This window comes from Vasconcelosia minhoensis LEGE 07310 (assembly GCF_015207255.1).
Lineage (GTDB): Bacteria > Cyanobacteriota > Cyanobacteriia > Phormidesmidales > Phormidesmidaceae > Vasconcelosia > Vasconcelosia minhoensis.
The window spans coordinates 21348-38021 of sequence record NZ_JADEXG010000030.1; the positions used below are offsets into that span (position 1 = coordinate 21348).

At 54.6% G+C, this 16674-nt stretch carries 17 protein-coding genes; 7 read left to right on the top strand and 10 right to left on the bottom strand.

Features of this window, described 5'->3' with window-relative positions; genetic code table 11:
• The first annotated feature begins 115 nt into the window (after positions 1–115).
• Together IQ241_RS13520 and IQ241_RS13525 are read left to right on the top strand one after the other, a co-directional pair.
• A complete protein-coding gene (locus IQ241_RS13520; protein WP_193908069.1) occupies positions 116–1951 on the top strand; it encodes a metallophosphoesterase in 1836 nt (611 codons plus the stop codon).
• Between the two features lie 113 nt (positions 1952–2064).
• Positions 2065–4413, top strand: a complete 2349-nt coding sequence (locus IQ241_RS13525) for a PhoD-like phosphatase (RefSeq protein ID WP_228021692.1) — start codon at positions 2065–2067, stop codon at positions 4411–4413.
• A 23-nt stretch (positions 4414–4436) separates the two neighbouring features.
• Here the strand turns inward: IQ241_RS13525 and IQ241_RS13530 are convergent, their stop codons facing one another.
• On the bottom strand, positions 4437–5801 hold the full coding sequence (locus tag IQ241_RS13530) for an MATE family efflux transporter (protein ID WP_193907980.1): 1365 nt from the start codon (positions 5799–5801) through the stop codon (positions 4437–4439).
• 163 nt (positions 5802–5964) lie between these two features.
• On the opposite strand from IQ241_RS13530, the gene IQ241_RS13535 reads away from it, so the two are divergent.
• Positions 5965–6855 (top strand): helix-turn-helix domain-containing protein, encoded by an 891-nt coding sequence (locus tag IQ241_RS13535; protein WP_193907982.1) that lies wholly within the window; start codon positions 5965–5967, stop codon positions 6853–6855.
• A gap of 191 nt (positions 6856–7046) precedes the next feature.
• On the opposite strand, the gene IQ241_RS13540 is transcribed toward IQ241_RS13535, so the two are convergent.
• Both IQ241_RS13540 and IQ241_RS13545 read right to left on the bottom strand, forming a co-directional pair.
• Positions 7047–7469 (bottom strand): DUF6010 family protein, encoded by a 423-nt coding sequence (locus IQ241_RS13540; RefSeq protein ID WP_193907984.1) that lies wholly within the window; start codon positions 7467–7469, stop codon positions 7047–7049.
• Between the two features lie 2 nt (positions 7470–7471).
• Entirely contained in the window at positions 7472–8233 is a 762-nt protein-coding gene (locus IQ241_RS13545) for a TetR/AcrR family transcriptional regulator (RefSeq protein ID WP_390622456.1), read from the bottom strand.
• Between the two features lie 79 nt (positions 8234–8312).
• Between IQ241_RS13545 and IQ241_RS13550 the strand changes: the two genes are divergently transcribed.
• Entirely contained in the window at positions 8313–9302 is a 990-nt protein-coding gene (locus tag IQ241_RS13550; RefSeq protein WP_193907995.1) for a Rieske 2Fe-2S domain-containing protein, read from the top strand.
• Between the two features lie 39 nt (positions 9303–9341).
• Here IQ241_RS13550 and IQ241_RS13555 read toward each other — a convergent pair whose 3' ends face one another.
• The gene (locus tag IQ241_RS13555) at positions 9342–10124 is read right to left on the bottom strand and encodes a DUF3891 family protein (RefSeq protein ID WP_193907997.1); all 783 of its coding nucleotides are present in this window, start codon (positions 10122–10124) and stop codon (positions 9342–9344) included.
• A gap of 172 nt (positions 10125–10296) precedes the next feature.
• Between IQ241_RS13555 and IQ241_RS13560 the strand changes: the two genes are divergently transcribed.
• Positions 10297–11052 (top strand): Uma2 family endonuclease, encoded by a 756-nt coding sequence (locus tag IQ241_RS13560; RefSeq protein ID WP_193907999.1) that lies wholly within the window; start codon positions 10297–10299, stop codon positions 11050–11052.
• A gap of 74 nt (positions 11053–11126) precedes the next feature.
• Here the strand turns inward: IQ241_RS13560 and IQ241_RS13565 are convergent, their stop codons facing one another.
• The 5 genes from IQ241_RS13565 to IQ241_RS25575 all read right to left on the bottom strand — a co-directional run bounded on the left by IQ241_RS13565 (position 11127) and on the right by IQ241_RS25575 (position 14032).
• The gene (locus IQ241_RS13565; protein WP_193908001.1) at positions 11127–11396 is read right to left on the bottom strand and encodes a hypothetical protein; all 270 of its coding nucleotides are present in this window, start codon (positions 11394–11396) and stop codon (positions 11127–11129) included.
• Positions 11344–11682: a DUF6972 family protein gene (locus IQ241_RS26570; RefSeq protein WP_390622457.1), complete on the bottom strand. Its 339-nt coding sequence runs from the start codon at positions 11680–11682 to the stop codon at positions 11344–11346. The genes IQ241_RS13565 and IQ241_RS26570 overlap by 53 nt, the downstream gene beginning before the upstream one ends.
• 38 nt (positions 11683–11720) lie before the next feature.
• Positions 11721–12158 carry a 23S rRNA (pseudouridine(1915)-N(3))-methyltransferase RlmH gene (locus tag IQ241_RS13570; RefSeq protein WP_193908003.1) on the bottom strand — a complete coding sequence of 146 codons (438 nt, stop codon included), beginning with the start codon at positions 12156–12158 and terminating at the stop codon, positions 11721–11723.
• 194 nt (positions 12159–12352) lie between these two features.
• On the bottom strand, positions 12353–13081 hold the full coding sequence (locus IQ241_RS25570) for an amino acid ABC transporter permease (protein ID WP_322743656.1): 729 nt from the start codon (positions 13079–13081) through the stop codon (positions 12353–12355).
• 93 nt (positions 13082–13174) lie between these two features.
• Positions 13175–14032 (bottom strand): basic amino acid ABC transporter substrate-binding protein, encoded by an 858-nt coding sequence (locus tag IQ241_RS25575; protein ID WP_228021693.1) that lies wholly within the window; start codon positions 14030–14032, stop codon positions 13175–13177.
• Positions 14033–14227: 195 nt separating this feature from the next.
• Between IQ241_RS25575 and IQ241_RS13580 the strand changes: the two genes are divergently transcribed.
• Entirely contained in the window at positions 14228–14989 is a 762-nt protein-coding gene (locus IQ241_RS13580) for an amino acid ABC transporter ATP-binding protein (RefSeq protein WP_193908005.1), read from the top strand.
• 82 nt (positions 14990–15071) lie between these two features.
• Positions 15072–15827 (top strand): phosphatase PAP2 family protein, encoded by a 756-nt coding sequence (locus tag IQ241_RS13585; protein ID WP_322743657.1) that lies wholly within the window; start codon positions 15072–15074, stop codon positions 15825–15827.
• Here the strand turns inward: IQ241_RS13585 and IQ241_RS26175 are convergent.
• Positions 15824–16633, bottom strand: a complete 810-nt coding sequence (locus IQ241_RS26175) for a DUF1206 domain-containing protein (protein ID WP_193908007.1) — start codon at positions 16631–16633, stop codon at positions 15824–15826. The genes IQ241_RS13585 and IQ241_RS26175 overlap by 4 nt on opposite strands.
• Positions 16634–16674 lie beyond the last annotated feature (41 nt).

Genomic DNA, 16674 nt, shown 5'->3' on the forward strand with positions numbered 1-16674 from the left:
TTTATAAGTCTCTGCTCTGAAGCCGTAAAGTTGGATAGGCGACTTAAGCCTGTCTCCAGCCGGGTTGAGCAGGGCGAAAGCGGCTGACCGAGCCTCTTGGGGGTGCTACCGCATGATGTCTCGAACTAAGACTGCCGTACTCATCTTTCTCGGAATCTTGCTTTGGCTGGCGGCGGCCGCTTTACTGAGGCTTTCGCCCCCTCAGGAGGCCGCTTTGGAGCGCATGATGCCCGTTGATGACGCGATCGCAATTTCTACCCCCATGCTGACCGACCCCTTCCTGCAGCGGCCGACCGAAACCTCAGTCAATGTCGTCTGGTTTACTGAATTTCAGGGCGCTGGTCACAGCGTGCGCTATGGGGCCGACCTGGAGGAAAGCGCGATCGCGGTCACGACCCAGCTCAGCCGCCTGCGCGAAGACGCTGACTCTCAGGTGGCGGGCAAAACCTATAGCCAGCTGACGCCGCGCTCGGTCTGGCGGCATGAGGCTATCATCGGCGGTCTAATTCCCGGACAGCGGCTGCCCTACCGCGTCTTCAGCCAGCGTGAAGACGGTCAGCTGTTACAGAGCCGCAGCTTTAGCCTGGCCCCGCTACCGCCGTCTGACCAGCCGCTGAAAATTTTGCTGACCTCCGACCACCAGCTGATGCCGCTGACGCCCGCCAATCTGCAAAAGGTACAGGAAACGGTGGGCCAGGTGGACGCGGTTTTCCTGGCTGGAGACCTGGTGAATATTCCCGACCGAGGGTCTGAATGGTTTGACCACGCCAAGGGCCATGCGTTCTTTCCCAGTCTCCAGGGCCGGGCGCATTTTGCCTTGGAGAAAAACGGTCAGGAAACGGTCTATATCGGCGGTGAACTGATTCAGCACGCGCCGCTGTTGACGGGCCTCGGCAACCATGAGGTAATGGGTCGCTATTCTGACACCGACAAGCTCAAGCGGCAGTTTGGCGATGCGGTTCCCCGGGCGGTGGCCCAGCAGCTTTTCGACTCAGATAAAGCGAACGCCGATGGCGGGGCCGCTAGCCGGGCTGAGTGGGTGAAAAATCACTCCTTCAATACCGACACCTACGAAGAGATTTTTTCCCTCCCGACGGCGGCGCTCCCCGATGGCGGTAAAACTCAGCAGTACTACGCCACGACCTTCGGGAACATTCGGCTGATTTCGCTCTATGTCACCCAGATCTGGCGACCGCCAGGGCTCGGTCCGGATGTCAAAGGCCGCTACCGCGAGCGCCAGTCAGACCTGGAGCAGCCCGAGTCCTGGGGCTATGGCCAGCATATTTTTGAAAGCATCGCCGCGGGCAGCTCCCAGTACCAGTGGCTACAGCAGGAGCTGGCCAGTGAGGCGTTTCAATCTGCGCCTTACAAAATTGTGATGCTGCACCATCCACCCCATTCCCTTGGCGATAATATTGTGCCCGCCTTTACTCATCCCGTGCCGGTAACCCAGCGGCACCCAGACGGCAGCCTGCAGAGCCTGCGCTACGAGTATCCCAAGTCGCAAGACCTGATTATTCGTGACCTCGTACCGCTGCTAGAGAAGGCTGGCGTGCAGCTGGTTTACTACGGCCACTCTCATCTGTGGAATCGCTTTGTCAGCGATCGCGGGGTCCATTTTCTCGAATCTTCCAATGTCGGCAATACCTACGGTGCTCACCTGCAGGATAAGCCACGACAGGTTCCCCCCCAGCAGCCCGTCGATGGCCTAGGAAAATTTCAGGAAAAGTATGTTGCCGCTGGCGACCCCAATGGCTTAGAGCCGGTTGTGCCGACCCTAGCTCCTTTACAGGATGAACAGGGCAGCCCACTGCCCTATATCGCCAGCAACGACATCACCTGTTTTAGCCTCTTTGACACGGCGACGGGAACCGTCAGCAGCTACTACTTTGACGCCCGACAGCCTGAGTCAGCCGTCGTTGAGTTTGATCGGTTTTTGCTGAAGGGTTAGGTCAATCCTTTGTATGAATTTTTAATGGAAAAAGACTGCCAGGGCGGATGTGCCGTACTAGCAGTGATAAAAAGCTATAAAGGAAAGACTGAAAGGTCAGCTTTGATCTTTCAATGCTCCATAACTATCTGCTCATGCCCAACCCGCCCGATTGCGAATGGTTAGCGTCGCTGCCCTTAGTCTTAGCCGGGCCTATTCTCCAGCGGGTAGAGACAGAGACAGTCACGGTTTGGGTTGCTCTGAAACAATCCTGCCGGGTGATGCTGACGATTTACAGCACCGCGGACCGGGGACAGACGATTGGAGAGCCGCTGTTTCGCAATAGCCAACAGACCGTCGCGCTGGGGCAGTCCTTACATGTGGTGGCGGTGAGCGCGATCGCGCCAGCCGGGCGACCGCTCACCAGCGATGCGCTCTATGCCTATGACCTGAGCTTTCACGAAACCTATAGCCTGGCGGTTCACACGCTACCGCAGGGACTGGTGGCGGCTGATAGGCCTGCGATTAATCTCAGCTATTTTGACCACCCACTGCCGACCTTCGCGCTGCCGCCGCAGGATGTGGCTGACCTGCGCCTGGTCCACGGCTCCTGCCGTAAGCCGGGCGGCGAGGGGTTTGACGCGCTGCCGGTACTCGATAGCTTAATTGCAGACGCCGCTGACCAGCCCTGCCACCGGCCCCATCAGCTCTTGCTCACCGGCGACCAGATCTATGCAGATGATGTAGCCGACCCGCTGCTGTGGGTGGCGACCCGGCTAGGCGATGCCCTGCTCGGCTGGGAAGAGCAGCTGCCGATCGGGCTCGACCGACTGGGGCAGATGATCTATCAGACACCGCGATCGCTGCCGCCGGGAGAACGCAGCACCGTGGCAACTGATCAAGCAGGGCTGACCGCTGGACTCCCGCGCCAGCCCAAGAAGAGCAACAGCCATCTGTTTGGCCTAGGTGAATTCTATGCCGCCTACCTGCTGGGCTGGTCACCCGCCTGCTGGCCCACCCTACCGCCGGGCCGAATCCTTTATCAGGAGCCAAAGCTCATCCGCCAATGGGACGCTGACGTGCGCAAGCTGCGTCAGTTTATCCATACCTTAGGGAAAGTGCAGCGATCGCTGGCTAACATTCCCGTCTATACCATCTTCGACGACCACGACGTCAGCGACGACTGGAACCTGAATCGGGCCTGGTGCCTGCGGGTGTTGGGGCGACCGCTGGGGCAGCGAATCGTCCAAAATGCCCTGCTGGCCTATGCCACCTTTCAGGCTTGGGGGAATACGCCGGAGCAGTTCACCGCCGGTCAGCCCGGGGGGGCGCTGCTAGCAGCGGCTCAGGACTGGGCCGCCTCAGCCGGGAGTAACGTTCAGGCCTATGGTGCGGTTGGGCGCTATGTGGGAATGCCCGCGACCGATGCCCAAACCCGCCAGCCTAAGTTTGTCCGCTGCGGCCAGACCCTAGTGCTCGACCGCCATCCCGACGCATTGACCTGGCACTATACCATCCGCAGCCCGTGCCACGAAATTATCCTGCTCGATACGCGCACCTGGCGCGGTTACCCAGCTGACCAACCCCCGCCGGCGCCACCGATGCTGCTGTGCCCAGAGGCCTATGAGCAGCAGCTGGGCCAGACTTTGCAGCCTGATTCAGCTGCGTCAGGAGATTCTATACTGTCCCCAAGGCTAACGTTTGTGGTGGCGCCAACTAACGTATTTGGCCTCAACGTAATTGACTGGGTGCATGAGATCCAGCTGCGCCGTCGCCGGGTATTTGCCTCAGACGTGGGCGATGCCTGGAATATCCATTCGCCCGCGTTGGCACAGCTACTGCAATATTTGTTCGACCGACGGCAGCAGGTCGTTGTGCTATCAGGCGATATTCACTACAGCGCGGCGGTGCGGCTGACCTACCAGAGCGGTTCATCTCCGCCCGCCGTACTGGTGCAGCTCACGGCTAGCGCCTTCAAGAATGAGGAAACTCTGACTCGTCTGATCCATACTCGGCTTAAGAGCTGGCTACTGCCCGAACGGGTTCGCCGCTGGCGGGGCTGGCGACAGCCGCCGGACATGGTCGAGCTGCCTCGGAAGGGCGATCGCGCTACGCCCCCTGACTGGCGCTGCGCCCTAGAATGGATTCCCCGCCAGCCCGTCTGCTATCCCAGCTTTAGCAAGCCAAATGACTGGCTGCCGCTGCCCGAACGGCGGAATGAACTGCTGCGATCGCGCTGGTATCAGCCGCTTTTATTCTGGCTCAGCCGCTGGTTTCAGTCAGGCCGCGAGGTGGTAGGGCTGAACAACATTGCCCTGGTGCAGTTTCGCGCGGCTAGTCGCGATCGCGCCCTCAGCGTCGTCCAAGATGTCTACTGGTTTTCGCCCTGGCGACCGATTCAGCTGGTCTACAGCCGCTATGAAGGAGAAATCAAACCCAACTCAGCCCAGCTTGAGCCTCTGGACAAAGCTAAGGGAGGCTAAAAGTCCTACAATCCAATCGCTCGCTAACGGCGGCTGAAATAGTGCTTTGGGGCAGTCAGCCGATGGAACCGCCAGACGAAAAGCAGTCCGGCGACGGCAACCCCAGTAGACTGACCGATCAGCAGACCTACGCCGTCTAGCTCCCATAAAAAGCCAAGTAACCATCCACTGGTCAAGCCTATTCCCCAGAAAGCAACCCCGCTCAGCAGTACAGGTAAGCGCGTATCCTGAAGGCCGTATAGCGCACCCAGGGCGACTCGCTGAATCCCATCTAAAATCTGGGCCAGAGCTGAAATGAGCAACATGGGCATGGCCATTGCTATGATTTGCGCGTTAGCCGGGTTATGAACGTCTAGATAAATTCCAATTACCTGACGACGATAAATGACTAACGCGATCGCGGTCAGCACCATGAATCCTGTAACTAGAACAATACCCACATACCCGGCACGTCTTATTCTTGAGTGGTCCTGCTGGCCAAAAGCTTGCCCCACGCGGACTGTTGCCGCAAACGACATCCCCATCGGCACCGTAAACAGCAAATACATGGTCTGATAAACGGCCTGGTGAGCCGCCAGGACAGCGGTTCCTAAAAGACCCATGAGAAAGGTAACGATGGTGAATAGCCCATATTCTAAAACAACGGTAGTCGCGATCGCAGTGCCGGTAGCTATCAGCCGCATCAGAATTTTAGGCTTCAGTCGATACAGATCTTGTAGAAAACGGTAGCGCTTTAGCTGAGAATCTTGAAAGATGTAAGCAAGAAAGATCAGAAACATCAGCCAGTAGCTCAGCCCGCTTGCCAGGCCTAATCCCGCCAGCCCTAAGCGAGGAAACCCAAACTGACCAAATCCTAAAGCATAGTTGCCAACAATGTTGAACAGGGTGCCGATAGCCACAATCACAGTCACGATGTGGGCTTGAGCGAGCGCAGAGACATAGCCTCTGAGCATAGCAAAGCCTAAAGCCGGAAAGATGCCCCATGCAATCAGGTGAAAATAGGGGACTGCTAGCTCGACAATCGACGCAGACTGGCCTAGCCCTTCCAAAACAAAGCCTAGCCGATAAATTGTGGCCATGATTGGCAGGCTCAAAAACAGCGATAGCCAGAGTCCTTGACGAGCGAGCTGCTCAATCTGCTTATAACGACCCGCCCCATAGGCTTCAGCGACGAACGGGCTCACGGCCATCACAAAACCGCTAGCGATATTCAGCAGGAATTGAAAGGCCGCTGAGGCGAGTCCACCGGCTGCTAGAATTTCTGTGCCTAAGCGACCCATCATAATTGTATCTACGAAGCCGACGGCTGCCTGAGCTAGCTGAGCGCTTGCCAAGGGAACTGCTAGCTTTAAGAAGGCTTGGACCTCAATGCCCGTTTTTGAATGCATCACTGTTGCCACTATGCCCGCCGTTAAACACTGTCTATGTTCCATCAAGTAGCAGATTTAGACTACTCAAACATTGCTGAACTATCAGCATCTTGCTGTGAGTTTTCCCCGGTCAGACTGCGCTAAGATTCAGTCAGCAAAGTCAGACGAGAAAGGTCCATCCATGCCGTCAGCCGCAGAACCTCTCAGCAAAACCGGTCAATTCTCTAACCGTGGGCTGCAGCCTCCAGTCGTTTCTAGTCAAGCCTGTGGCTGGAAGAATATTTTAGTAGAAGAGTTTTGTCAGCCACCAGGCGAAGAGCACTATCAAAGCGCAACTGAGCACACGCTCTGTCTAGCGCTCAGTCACCGCCCCTTAAAGCTGTTTCAAAAGGTTAGCGTTCGCACGCACATTAGCCTGTCTACAAAAGGGGATATGACCGTTACGCCAGCTCAGCTATCTCTATTCAGCCAGTGGGATCAGTGCGATCAGTATCTGCGCATCCGGATTGCATCTAAGTTTCTAGACCAGGTTGCGCAAAATGAAGAGGCATCAGGTCGCGTGGAGCTAGTGCCAAAGTTTCAAACCAGAAATCCTCACCTGGAGCAAATTGGGACCATGCTCCTGACCGAGCTGCGCAACGGTGGGGCAGCAGGGCAGCTCTATGTCGAGTCGCTGACTAACATGCTAGCGGTTCATCTGCTCAGAAGCTATACGGCACAACAACCGAGCATCGCGCTATATGAAGGCGGCCTGACCGATTATCAGCTGCTGCAAATTACGGACTATATCCGCGATCGCCTATCGGACAATATTCAGCTCTCTGACTTGGCTCAGCAATTGGGACTCAGTCAGTTTCACTTCAGTCGGCTCTTCAAACAGTCAACGGGGGTATCCCCATACCAGTATGTGCTTCAGCAAAGGGTTGAAGAGGCCAAGCAGCTGCTTAAAACAACAAAGTTGACCATAGCTGAGATTGCCCTGACCTGCGGATTTAGCAGCCATAGTCATCTGGGCAAATGGTTTCGCCAGCAGACTGGAATGACACCTAAAGCATTCCGAAAAGTAAGCTGACATTCGGCTTCGGCATTCATGACTATCGATCCCCTGCAAATTGTTGCTCCCAAAAACCACATAGACTCTTGAAAGATTTGGAGGCCAGGCTCAAAGTCCCCAAATTTGGGGGTTTGGGGGCGTCACGAGCAGTTAAATTAGATATCAATTGTGAAAGTATTCTTGATGGACAGCTTTGAACAATCTGTTTATCAATCCGTAACTCTATCTGTTCTAAACTGACTGCCTCTGACGGTGCTCCAAGTAATGTAGGCGGCCACAAGCAAATCGAAGCTGACGCAGGCCAGGACATACCAAACTGGAGCATAGGCTGCACCCTGCTTCAAAAAATGCAGTCCCACATCCCAGACTGGATGCAGCAGCCAGCCCAGCATCAGCCACCAGGCCGAATACCGCAGTCCTATCAGGGCTAGCAGACCATAAATACCCACTCCGACAGCTTCTAGCGCTATCCGTGCTGCGCCAGCGCCGCCAGCTATAGCAAATCCAACGTAGAGCAGTGCCGCAACGATGAGTCCAGCGGCCATCACGGATAATTTCTGGGGTAACGCTCTGACGGCAGCTAGAAAAGCTGCCGCACCGATAAGGCCGAGCAGCAGGGAGGTAATAATCATGTTTAGCCAGGACAGACCGTTTCAAGAAACTGCTTGCCACAATCCTTACATAGATAGCACTGCTTGCCCCGGCGGAAGCCGTTTTTATTCACCTGACTAGACTGACAGTGAGGACATATCATTACATTCATTACATTTTCTACGCGGCTATCCCCAATATGCGGCCCCAAATATGAAACCAGCAGGTCTTCAATTTGATGCATCAGCTGCTGGCGATGGGCTAAGTCAGGATTGCGCAGCGCAGATAGGATGACGGCATTGCTACTGTGAACGCAGACTTCCGCTAACAGACTACACCGCGCCTCACTCAAAGCTAAGTTCCTCTGGTGTAGAAGGCTAGCCAAAAAATCGATTGCTTCCTGAGTCATGCTTTCATCAATTGATTGAAAGATCTCGCGGGCCGTATAGAACTGTACAAACACAATCCGCGATACGGGCTGCTCAAACAGCTCAGCCGCTGCTGTGACAAGGGCGTGGATCATTTGGCGCAGCGGTAGCTGAATAATTTCCGGCGTGCTCATCTGTGCCCAAAAGGCTTTAACCCGTTCAGTATGCCGTAGCTCCATTGCCTTGAATATGGCGGCTTTATCCAGGAAATACTGATAAAGCGAGCCAACGGCGGTCCCGGCCTGTGCTGCGATCTGATGGGTCGTCGCGGCCTCGTAACCCACTTGGTCAAATACAGTCGCCGCCGCGTCTAAAATTTTTTCAACTCGTTTTTTCCCCCGCTGCTGTTTGGGCTGACGGCGGAGCGTTCTTGACAAATGCGAATGGTCTGTCATATTTTAGGAATGCGACGGATCTTTCATAATTTTACAGCGCGATCGCTGGCGGAGGTTTGCGATGCAGTCTATGCTTCCCGGTGTGCCCTGGCTTCTAGGGCACAAGTCCATGCTGGCGGTGAATCAGCCCCACAAGGTTGCTTTGCAGGGTAAGGACTACGTGATGTGGAAAACGCCCGCTGGGTCGGTCCATGCCTTGCCCAACGCCTGTCCCCATATGGGTGCGATGCTGTCTGAGGGATGGTGCCAGCCCCAAGCCGATCAGTCTACCGTGGTCTGTCCCTTCCACGCGCTGGAGTTTGATGCTTCAGGCTGTACCATTTTACCTGGGACGAGCAAAAAAACGCTGCCTCAGCTGAAGCCTTTGAAACTAGCAATCCAAGGAGACTTCATCTGGTCCTATGGAGAATACGAGCCCAGAATCCCTATTCCAAGCGTGCTGAATGAGATTGCTCAGACCTACTCGTTTATCGGCCATACCGCAGACAGAAGCGTTGAGACAGACTTGCTCACCATGCTGCTGAATATGCACGACTACAATCATCAGAACGGTACCCATCGGGACCTGTTTCGGATTACAGAAGTGCAGTTTCATCAGTTCATTGATGAGGGCCACCATTCTCACGCCTTCTATGACATGCCGACTGCTCCTTACCGTCTGATGGAGAAACTTAAGAAACCGGATTTATTTCTACTGCCTCAAACGATTAAGGCCCACTTAGAAAACCATTTCCCGTCTCTGGTTATTTTTCATGGAGAAATGCCGCTAGGCAAAGCTGCGCAGTGCCATCTCTTTGTGCCCGAAGCTGAAAACCGCACTCGAACTTATGTTCTGCTATTTGGTCAGGCCAGGCATCCGGCATTTAAACTGTTTGGCAACACCTATCTCAAGCTTAGTAAAGTTGTTGTCGATCAGGATGCCGACATTCTGGGCAAGCTCTATCCCGACTCGCCTCAAAAAATTAAACTCAACAATGAGGTCGGAATGGACTGGGTCAGACGCAATTTCCAAAGCTTTCCGGAGATCGTAGAACCTAAGCTTTCGAGATGAAATACATGAATGTTTGCATAATCACTTGCTACCCCCTCTCTATGCTGGGTACAAAGTCGCCTCAACGGTCGCTCTAGGAGCCTGTCGCAAAGTCTCCTGCATGACTTGCTCATCGGTAAACGAACCAGAGAGATGACGGCCTTCACAGACTAAGCTCACCTCGCCTGCCTTGAACGGCCAAGGGGATACGACGAGCCGACTGGTATTATCCATTGGCTCAAGCTTGAGAACAGTTTTTCCGTTAGCCGTAGGCACATTTTCTAGAGTGAATGCTGCTTTGACTTCCATGCAAATCGCTAGGGATAGACGATCTGCGACCCGAACGATCTGCCGATTGCGTTCCACAATCTTAGGCTGACAGAATGCGGCATAGCGAGCATCCTGTCGTAATGTTTTGAGTAATTCAGACTGGAGTGCTTGCTGCTGAGAAATGAACCTGTCAACCGTTTGAGCGGCTTCTGCTGAAGCTTGCTCATTGTTGAACTGCTGATAGATCCCGACGCCATGGAGCGAAACGAGCAGGGCTGGGTAGTGCCCCAGCGCCAGTGCCATCTGGACGCCAGCAGACCAAAGCGCAGTGTGGGCTTTGACAGGCACTTCGGTAAAATTGTGTGGACGACCGGTCTGAGGATTTAGCGTTGGCGAAGCTTCCCATGGCAGCCAGCCAATATCGTGCACTTCTGCGCCCAGGCAGACCTCTTCCCAAGGCTCGAAGGAGCCAAATTCTGAGTTTCCCCAGGCTCTTGCAATTTGACCCGCCAGCCAAGCGTGGGAGGGCTGGCTAATCGCGATGTATCCTTCAGCGTTATTTCGATACAGCATAGCGTTTAAGTGAATAGATTGATCTGCCCTCGTTGTACTTCATTACTGTAATTGAGCGCGCGATCGCAAGGGTGCTGGAGTTTGCCGGTCTGGCTAGCTTGGTAAAAGCGATAAGAAATGCCTGGACAATTCGATAAAATTAGGTTCAACTGCAATTCCCAGGGCAATACCCATGGTTCAAACACCTGCTCAGGTTTTATACCCTGACTCAGACGGTAAACCGATGGCCGAGAATACAGTTCAGTATCGCTGGATTGTCCGTCTGGTGACTAATCTAAAACGGCTCTTGAAAGACCAAACCGCCTTTGTCGCGGGAGATTTGCTCTGGTATCCGGTCAAGGTTGAAGCCCCACCCGTGCCTGCCCAAGCGCCCGATGCAATGGTCGTGCTGGGGCGTCCTGCTGGAGACCGAGGTAGCTACAAACAGTGGGAAGAAGATAACGTTGCGCCGCAGGTGGTTTTCGAAGTGCTTTCCCCTAGCAATAGTGCCCGCGAAATGTTCGCAAAACAGGCATTCTATGGTCAGTATGGGGTTCTGGAGATGTACTTCTATGACCCAGACTCCTATGATTTCTGGGGATATGTGCGGGACCATCAAGCGCAAGACTTGTCTGTCATCACGCCGCTTAATTTTCCCTGGACATCGCCGATACTCAAAATTCGGTTTGAGCTATACGATGACGGCCTGGCTATCTTTCACCCAAACGGCGAGAGGTTCAAGGAACCCGAGGAATACATTGAAGAACGCAACCAGGCTCAGCAGGAGCGCAATCAGGCTCAGCAGGAACGCAACCAGGCCCAGCAGGAACGCAACCAGGCTCAGCAGGAGCGTAACCAGGCCCAGCAAGAGCGCAATCAGGCCCAGCAGGAACGCGATCGCGCTTTTGCCAGGCTGCGCGAACTCGGGATTGATCCGAATCAGCTATGAGCGATCGCGGTGATTACGATGACCGAATTCTGCCCCTAGTAGCCACATAGAATCACTTATATACCACGTGTATTTTAATAAATGTCGGCGCTAGAGATACGCCCCTCTAGCAGCTCATACTCATCCTCTAAGAGCCAAAGCCTTGCTTCATCATAATTTTGGCAGCTCTTAATCAATCTATATTTTTCAGCAGGGTCGAAGATGTGCCAATTTCCTACTTGATCACTCAACAGCAGCAAGATATATGGAGGCGACAGCGTTGGATCAAGCCAAACCTCGAGAGAGCTCCAGCTATCCTTCACTCGGTCGAGTCCGGGGGATTGGGTGGTATCGGTCGTTGGCATCAATTTTTACCTCACCATAAAACAGCGGAATTCTAGAGCCACTAGGATCCAGCCTAAAACCAATTGGCTGGGAAAAGAATAAGCCATAGCGCTCGTAGCCGCGAATAGTGCCTGTGTATTCGCCTTTTTCTAAGATAGCTCGAGCAACCTGAAACATTGTTTCTTTATCGCTAAAGATGTGAGCAGATTGCCTACGTCTTAGTAGCCTTAGGACTTGTGGCGTATTAGGTAAGTGTTTTGAAAAATGTCTGGAGTCAGGAATGACATTACGCCCAATTCCACTCATTGACTGAAATTTTTTCGACTTTATTAGAATAGCTACAGTTACTTATGATAGCGGCTGCCCTGGAGGATGGTTTTGGCGCGGTAGAGCTGCTCCAGCAGCATCAGGCGGGCCAGCTCGTGGGGGAAAGTCATGGCGGACAGGCTGATTTGCTGACGGGTTTGCTGCTTGAGCGATGGACTGATGCCTGCTGGGCCGCCGATGAAGAAGGTTAGCCTACCGGAAGCCTGCTGTCCCAGCCATTTGGCCAGTTGAATGGAGTTAAAAGACTGGCCTTCCTCAGCCATCAGGATGAGCATGTCTTGAGCCTGCAGCAGGCTTTGCAGCTTGGCAGCTTCGCGTTCTGGGTCAGCGTCTTTGATTTCGACAATTTCGACTTCCGGTAGGCGCTGGGTATAGACCGCTATCCCCGACCTGAGCCAGGCTTTCTTGACCTTGCCGACGGCAATAATTTTAACCTTTGGAAAGCTTTGTGCCATTCGAACAGGAGCCTATTAAGTACCTAAGCATTGAAATTTACATAGAAGGAATTGTCATTCCGAGCATAGCGAGGAATCTCTTAACCACTGACGCTTCTGGGATAGATGCCTCGACAGGCTCGGCATGACATCAGGCTCTTCTTTGTAAAAAATGTGCAATTAGTTTTGTTCGACTACTTACCCAGAGTCGATCTCTACGCGACAGCCCGATCGGTTTGCTTAGCCTGCTGCTTGGCGCGTTTTTTAGCCTGCTCGGTGGGGTCCATCCAGCGCTCTAGCCAGCTAAACGCTTGGGATGAAATCGTATTCAGGACGAGATAGATCAGCGCTACGGTGATATAGATTTCAAACGCCCGGTAGTTGGTCGCAACGGTGAGCTGGCCCCGGCGGAAGAGTTCTTCAAAGCCAATGATCGCGACTAGGCTAGTGTCTTTGAGCAGGGTGATAAATTCATTGCCCAGCGGCGGGATCATGCGACGAAACGCCTGCGGCAAAATGATGTAGCGCATCGTTTGGTTAGGCCCCAAACCGAGTGATTCTGATGCTTCCCGCTGGCCTTGCTCAATCGACTGAATGCCAGCCCGGACGATTTCGGCCAGGTAAGCGGCAGAGTTGAGGCTGAGCGCTAAAATTGCCGCCGTCCAGCGGTCAAAGGTAAAAGAAACCCCCAGCGACTGGACTAGCGCGGGCAGCCCGAAATAGATCAGAAAGATCTGCACCAGCAGCGGCGTGCCGCGAAAAAAGTCGATATAAATACGCGATAGCCACCGCAGCGGCATGATCGGTGACAGCCGGGCAATGCCTAGCAGCGTCCCACCAATCATGCCCAGAATAACGGAGACTGCGGTGAGCTGGAGCGTAATCAGCGCGCCTTTGAGCAGCGTCGGCAGCGCGTCGATGATATATCCGAGTGATTGGGCCACGGCAGGTCAGAGAATTGAGGACAAAGCGGTGGGCAGCTCGCAGGGGGTAAGCTCAGGCCGCCACTGATAGAAAGAACGCTACTTGAAAGAGCACTACAGCGCCGCATCGACCGACTCGGGCAGCTCTCCGGAGGGTTCGCTGCCAAACCACTTTTGGTAAATTTCAGCGTAGGTGCCATTTTCGATGATTTCCCCCAGCGCCGCGTTGACAGCCTCTACGTTTTCAGAACCCTGGGGGAGGGCGATGCCGTAGTATTCTTCGGTCAGCAGCTCGCCGACCACTTTGAGCCCAGAGATGTTGCCGCTGTTAATCGCGTCTAGCGTAACCGGGGCGTCGTTAATGACGGCATCGACGTTGCCATTGGCTAGCTCCTGCAATGCCAGGGGAGCAGAGTCAAACTGGCTGATCTCAGCCCCTTCAATCTTGGTGGCTTCTTCAGCCCCGGTCGTACCGAGCTGAACCGCAATCCGTTTATTCTGAAGATCTTCAAAGGACTGGATTTCGGTATTTTCTTCTTCGACCGCGATCGCTAATCCCGCTTTGAAGTAGGGCCGGGAAAAGTCTACCGTCTGAGCCCGCTCTTCAGTAATTGTCATAGCGCTAATCGCAGCGTCCACTGAACCATTCTGCAGCGCCGGGATCAGGCCATCGAAGGGCAGGCTGCTGAATTCCACCTCGGCCCCGGCCTGCTCGCCAATCGCCCGCATAATGTCGATATCAAAGCCCTCTAGCTCACCGTCGGCGTCCTGAGATTCGAAGGGTGGAAAGGCCGGCTCGGTGCCTACCGTCCAGGTATCGCCACTCGCGGTTTCTGCCGTGGCTGGGTCACTAGCCGCCGAGTCGTCAGAGGTAGCGGCGGGTTCCTCACCGCCGCAGGCCGCCAGGAGCAGAGCTGCACCAAACCCTAACGCAGAATGCTTCAAGAACCGGGCACGGGTGATCTTAATCATGGAAACTCCAAAACACGGTCAGATAGGCCAACAATATGCACCTTAACCTAATCATAAACTTCAGGTTAGAGATAAGTTAGTTTACAGATAAGTACAGCAAAAGTTTGATCGCCTAGGCACTTTTTCCGTTGGCTGGGGGTGATAGGCTGGCTGAAATAGCCTCTCTGCTGGGGACGCCCCGGCGCTGTCACTGCCATGGCCGACGATATGCCCGCAATTTTATGTGCCAATTTGCAGAAGCGCTTTGGTGAGCTCAAGGTCCTGCGCGGCATCAACGGTCAGATCCATCGGGGCGAAGTGGTTGCCATTATTGGCTCATCGGGCTGTGGCAAAAGCACGCTGCTGCGCTGCTTCAACCGGCTGGAGGGAATCAACGGCGGCGAGCTGGTGGTCAACGGCATCGATCTTTCTAAGCCCAAAATCAGCCGCAAACGACTGATTCAGCTGCGGGCTAAAGTCGGGATGGTGTTTCAGCAATTCAACCTGTTTCCCCACATGTCAGTGATTGATAATCTCTGCCTAGCTCCGCGCAAGGTGCTCAATCAGTCTGAGAAAGAAAGTAAAGAAACCGCGCGCTTTTATTTAGATAAGGTCGGCCTGAGCGAAAAGGCCCATGCCTATCCTGACCAGCTTTCGGGCGGGCAAAAGCAGCGGGTCGCGATCGCGCGTTCCCTCTGTATGCAGCCCGAGATTATCCTATTTGATGAGCCGACTAGCGCCCTCGACCCCGAACTGGTTGGCGAAGTGCTGCTGGTGATGCAAAACCTGGCTGAGGAAGGCATGACCATGGTCGTGGTTACCCACGAGATGCAGTTTGCCCGTGAAGTGGCTAGCCGGGTGATGTTTCTGAATCAGGGCCAGGTCGAAGAAGAAGGCGACCCGCGACAGGTGCTGAAACATCCCCAGAGCGAGCGACTGCAAGCCTTTCTCAGCCGGATGAATCGAGTTCAAGTTTAGATAAAACCCATATTTAAGGGGTTGCCAAAGGGCAAAATCTTACCGCACATTGGGGAAACGTCCTTTAACGGTGTCCTTAGCTGTGGGTAAATCTCGATCCGTCGTTCCGGCTGGTATAAGCGCGATCGCGCATCGCTTCTGGCAAAAAAGCCAGCAGATACCCGCTGAAGCCTGGCGGCGCTGGGGCGGAACGCTGGCGATTGGCCTGGGCATTTTAGCCCTGCTGACCTACGCCACGACTCGGCTGGCGATGGGCTGGCAAGACCCATGGCTACAGGACTGGGACCGGCAGACGCTGATTGCAATCACGGAGCGCTTTCCGATGACCTTTGCCAAGGGGGTCACCTGGGAGTCGCCCGGCAACCTGGTCGGGATGCTGCCGATGATTTTGACCTTTACGGCGCTGACAGCCTGGTTTGCCAATCCGCTGATTGCCGCCAGCGCCGTCGCCGCCTATGTCCTGCAGTTTGCGCTGGTGTGGATTAGCTGGGGCATGTGGGACCGCGATCGCCCGGACCTGATTGCCGATGGGCTAGCCGCGCCGGGTCTGCATTCCTTTCCTTCGGGCCATGCCACCGTCGTCATGGCCACCTATGGCTTTCTCTTTTATCTGTGGCTGCGCACCTCTCGCAGCTGGCTAGAGCGCTTCATTGCCCTGAGCTTCAGCCTGGTTTGGATTGGCCTGATCAGCATGGCCCGGCTAATTTTAGGCACGCACTGGACCAGCGACATCATCGCCGGGCTAGCGCTAGGTGGCCTGTGGCTGCTGACGGTAGTGATTGCGATGGAGCGCGGTCTAGGCTATGTCCGCCGTTCCCAGAAACGTCAGTCTGGCTAATTCTCAGGATTAATCCGTCGGTAGCGAGCCTGGAAACCCATGTGAATGCCGTAGGCAATCAGGCCCAGCGCCACAATACCGAACATCCAAGGTAGGAAAGAACTGCCCTGCAGCGATTGCAGCGCTCCTTCTGAAGTGCGCACTTTGCTAGGATCATAGGTTCTGGCTGCCTGAATCAGGAAGCCGCCAATGACGATGTAGACGACCCCGCGGGCGGCAACCCCGAACCGACCAATCCAGGTCGCGATCGCTTCTTCCTTCTGGCTCATCTCGTGGAGCTTAAAGCGCTTGCGGAACTTCGCCTTAATGGCCCGATAAAAGTAGTAGAAGGCGAGGCCAATGAACAGCGCACCTACCGTTCCGACGAGCCACCTCCCAAACGGGTAGGAGAGAACCTGGGAAGTGATGCTTTGAGATGAGCTACCGCCACCCTGTCCGCCGCCCGACCCGATTAAAAGCCCGATCGCAAACACCGCTAAAGCCCCGTAGACTAAGCCGCTAATTGCATAAGCGATCCGCCGGACTATGTCGGAGGCGTCATTGCCGCGATGCTCGGGGTCTTTAATCGCCTGGGTAAAGCGCCAAATCACATAGCCAATCAGCCCAATTGATAAAATCACCAGCAGGACTTGCCCAAAGGGTTGCGCTGCGATCGTCCTAACTGCGCCCTTAGAACCGATCACCTTGCCCTCCGAACCAAAGGCCGCTCGAGCCGATAAAAGGCCGATGGTAATATAGATGACCCCCTTAGCTGCATAGCCGAATCGAGCTAAGTACTCGATCCACTTGGCGGGCTTATCGTCCACAATAAAATCCTCTGATTAAAAGAATGAGTAGGAACTCCTAT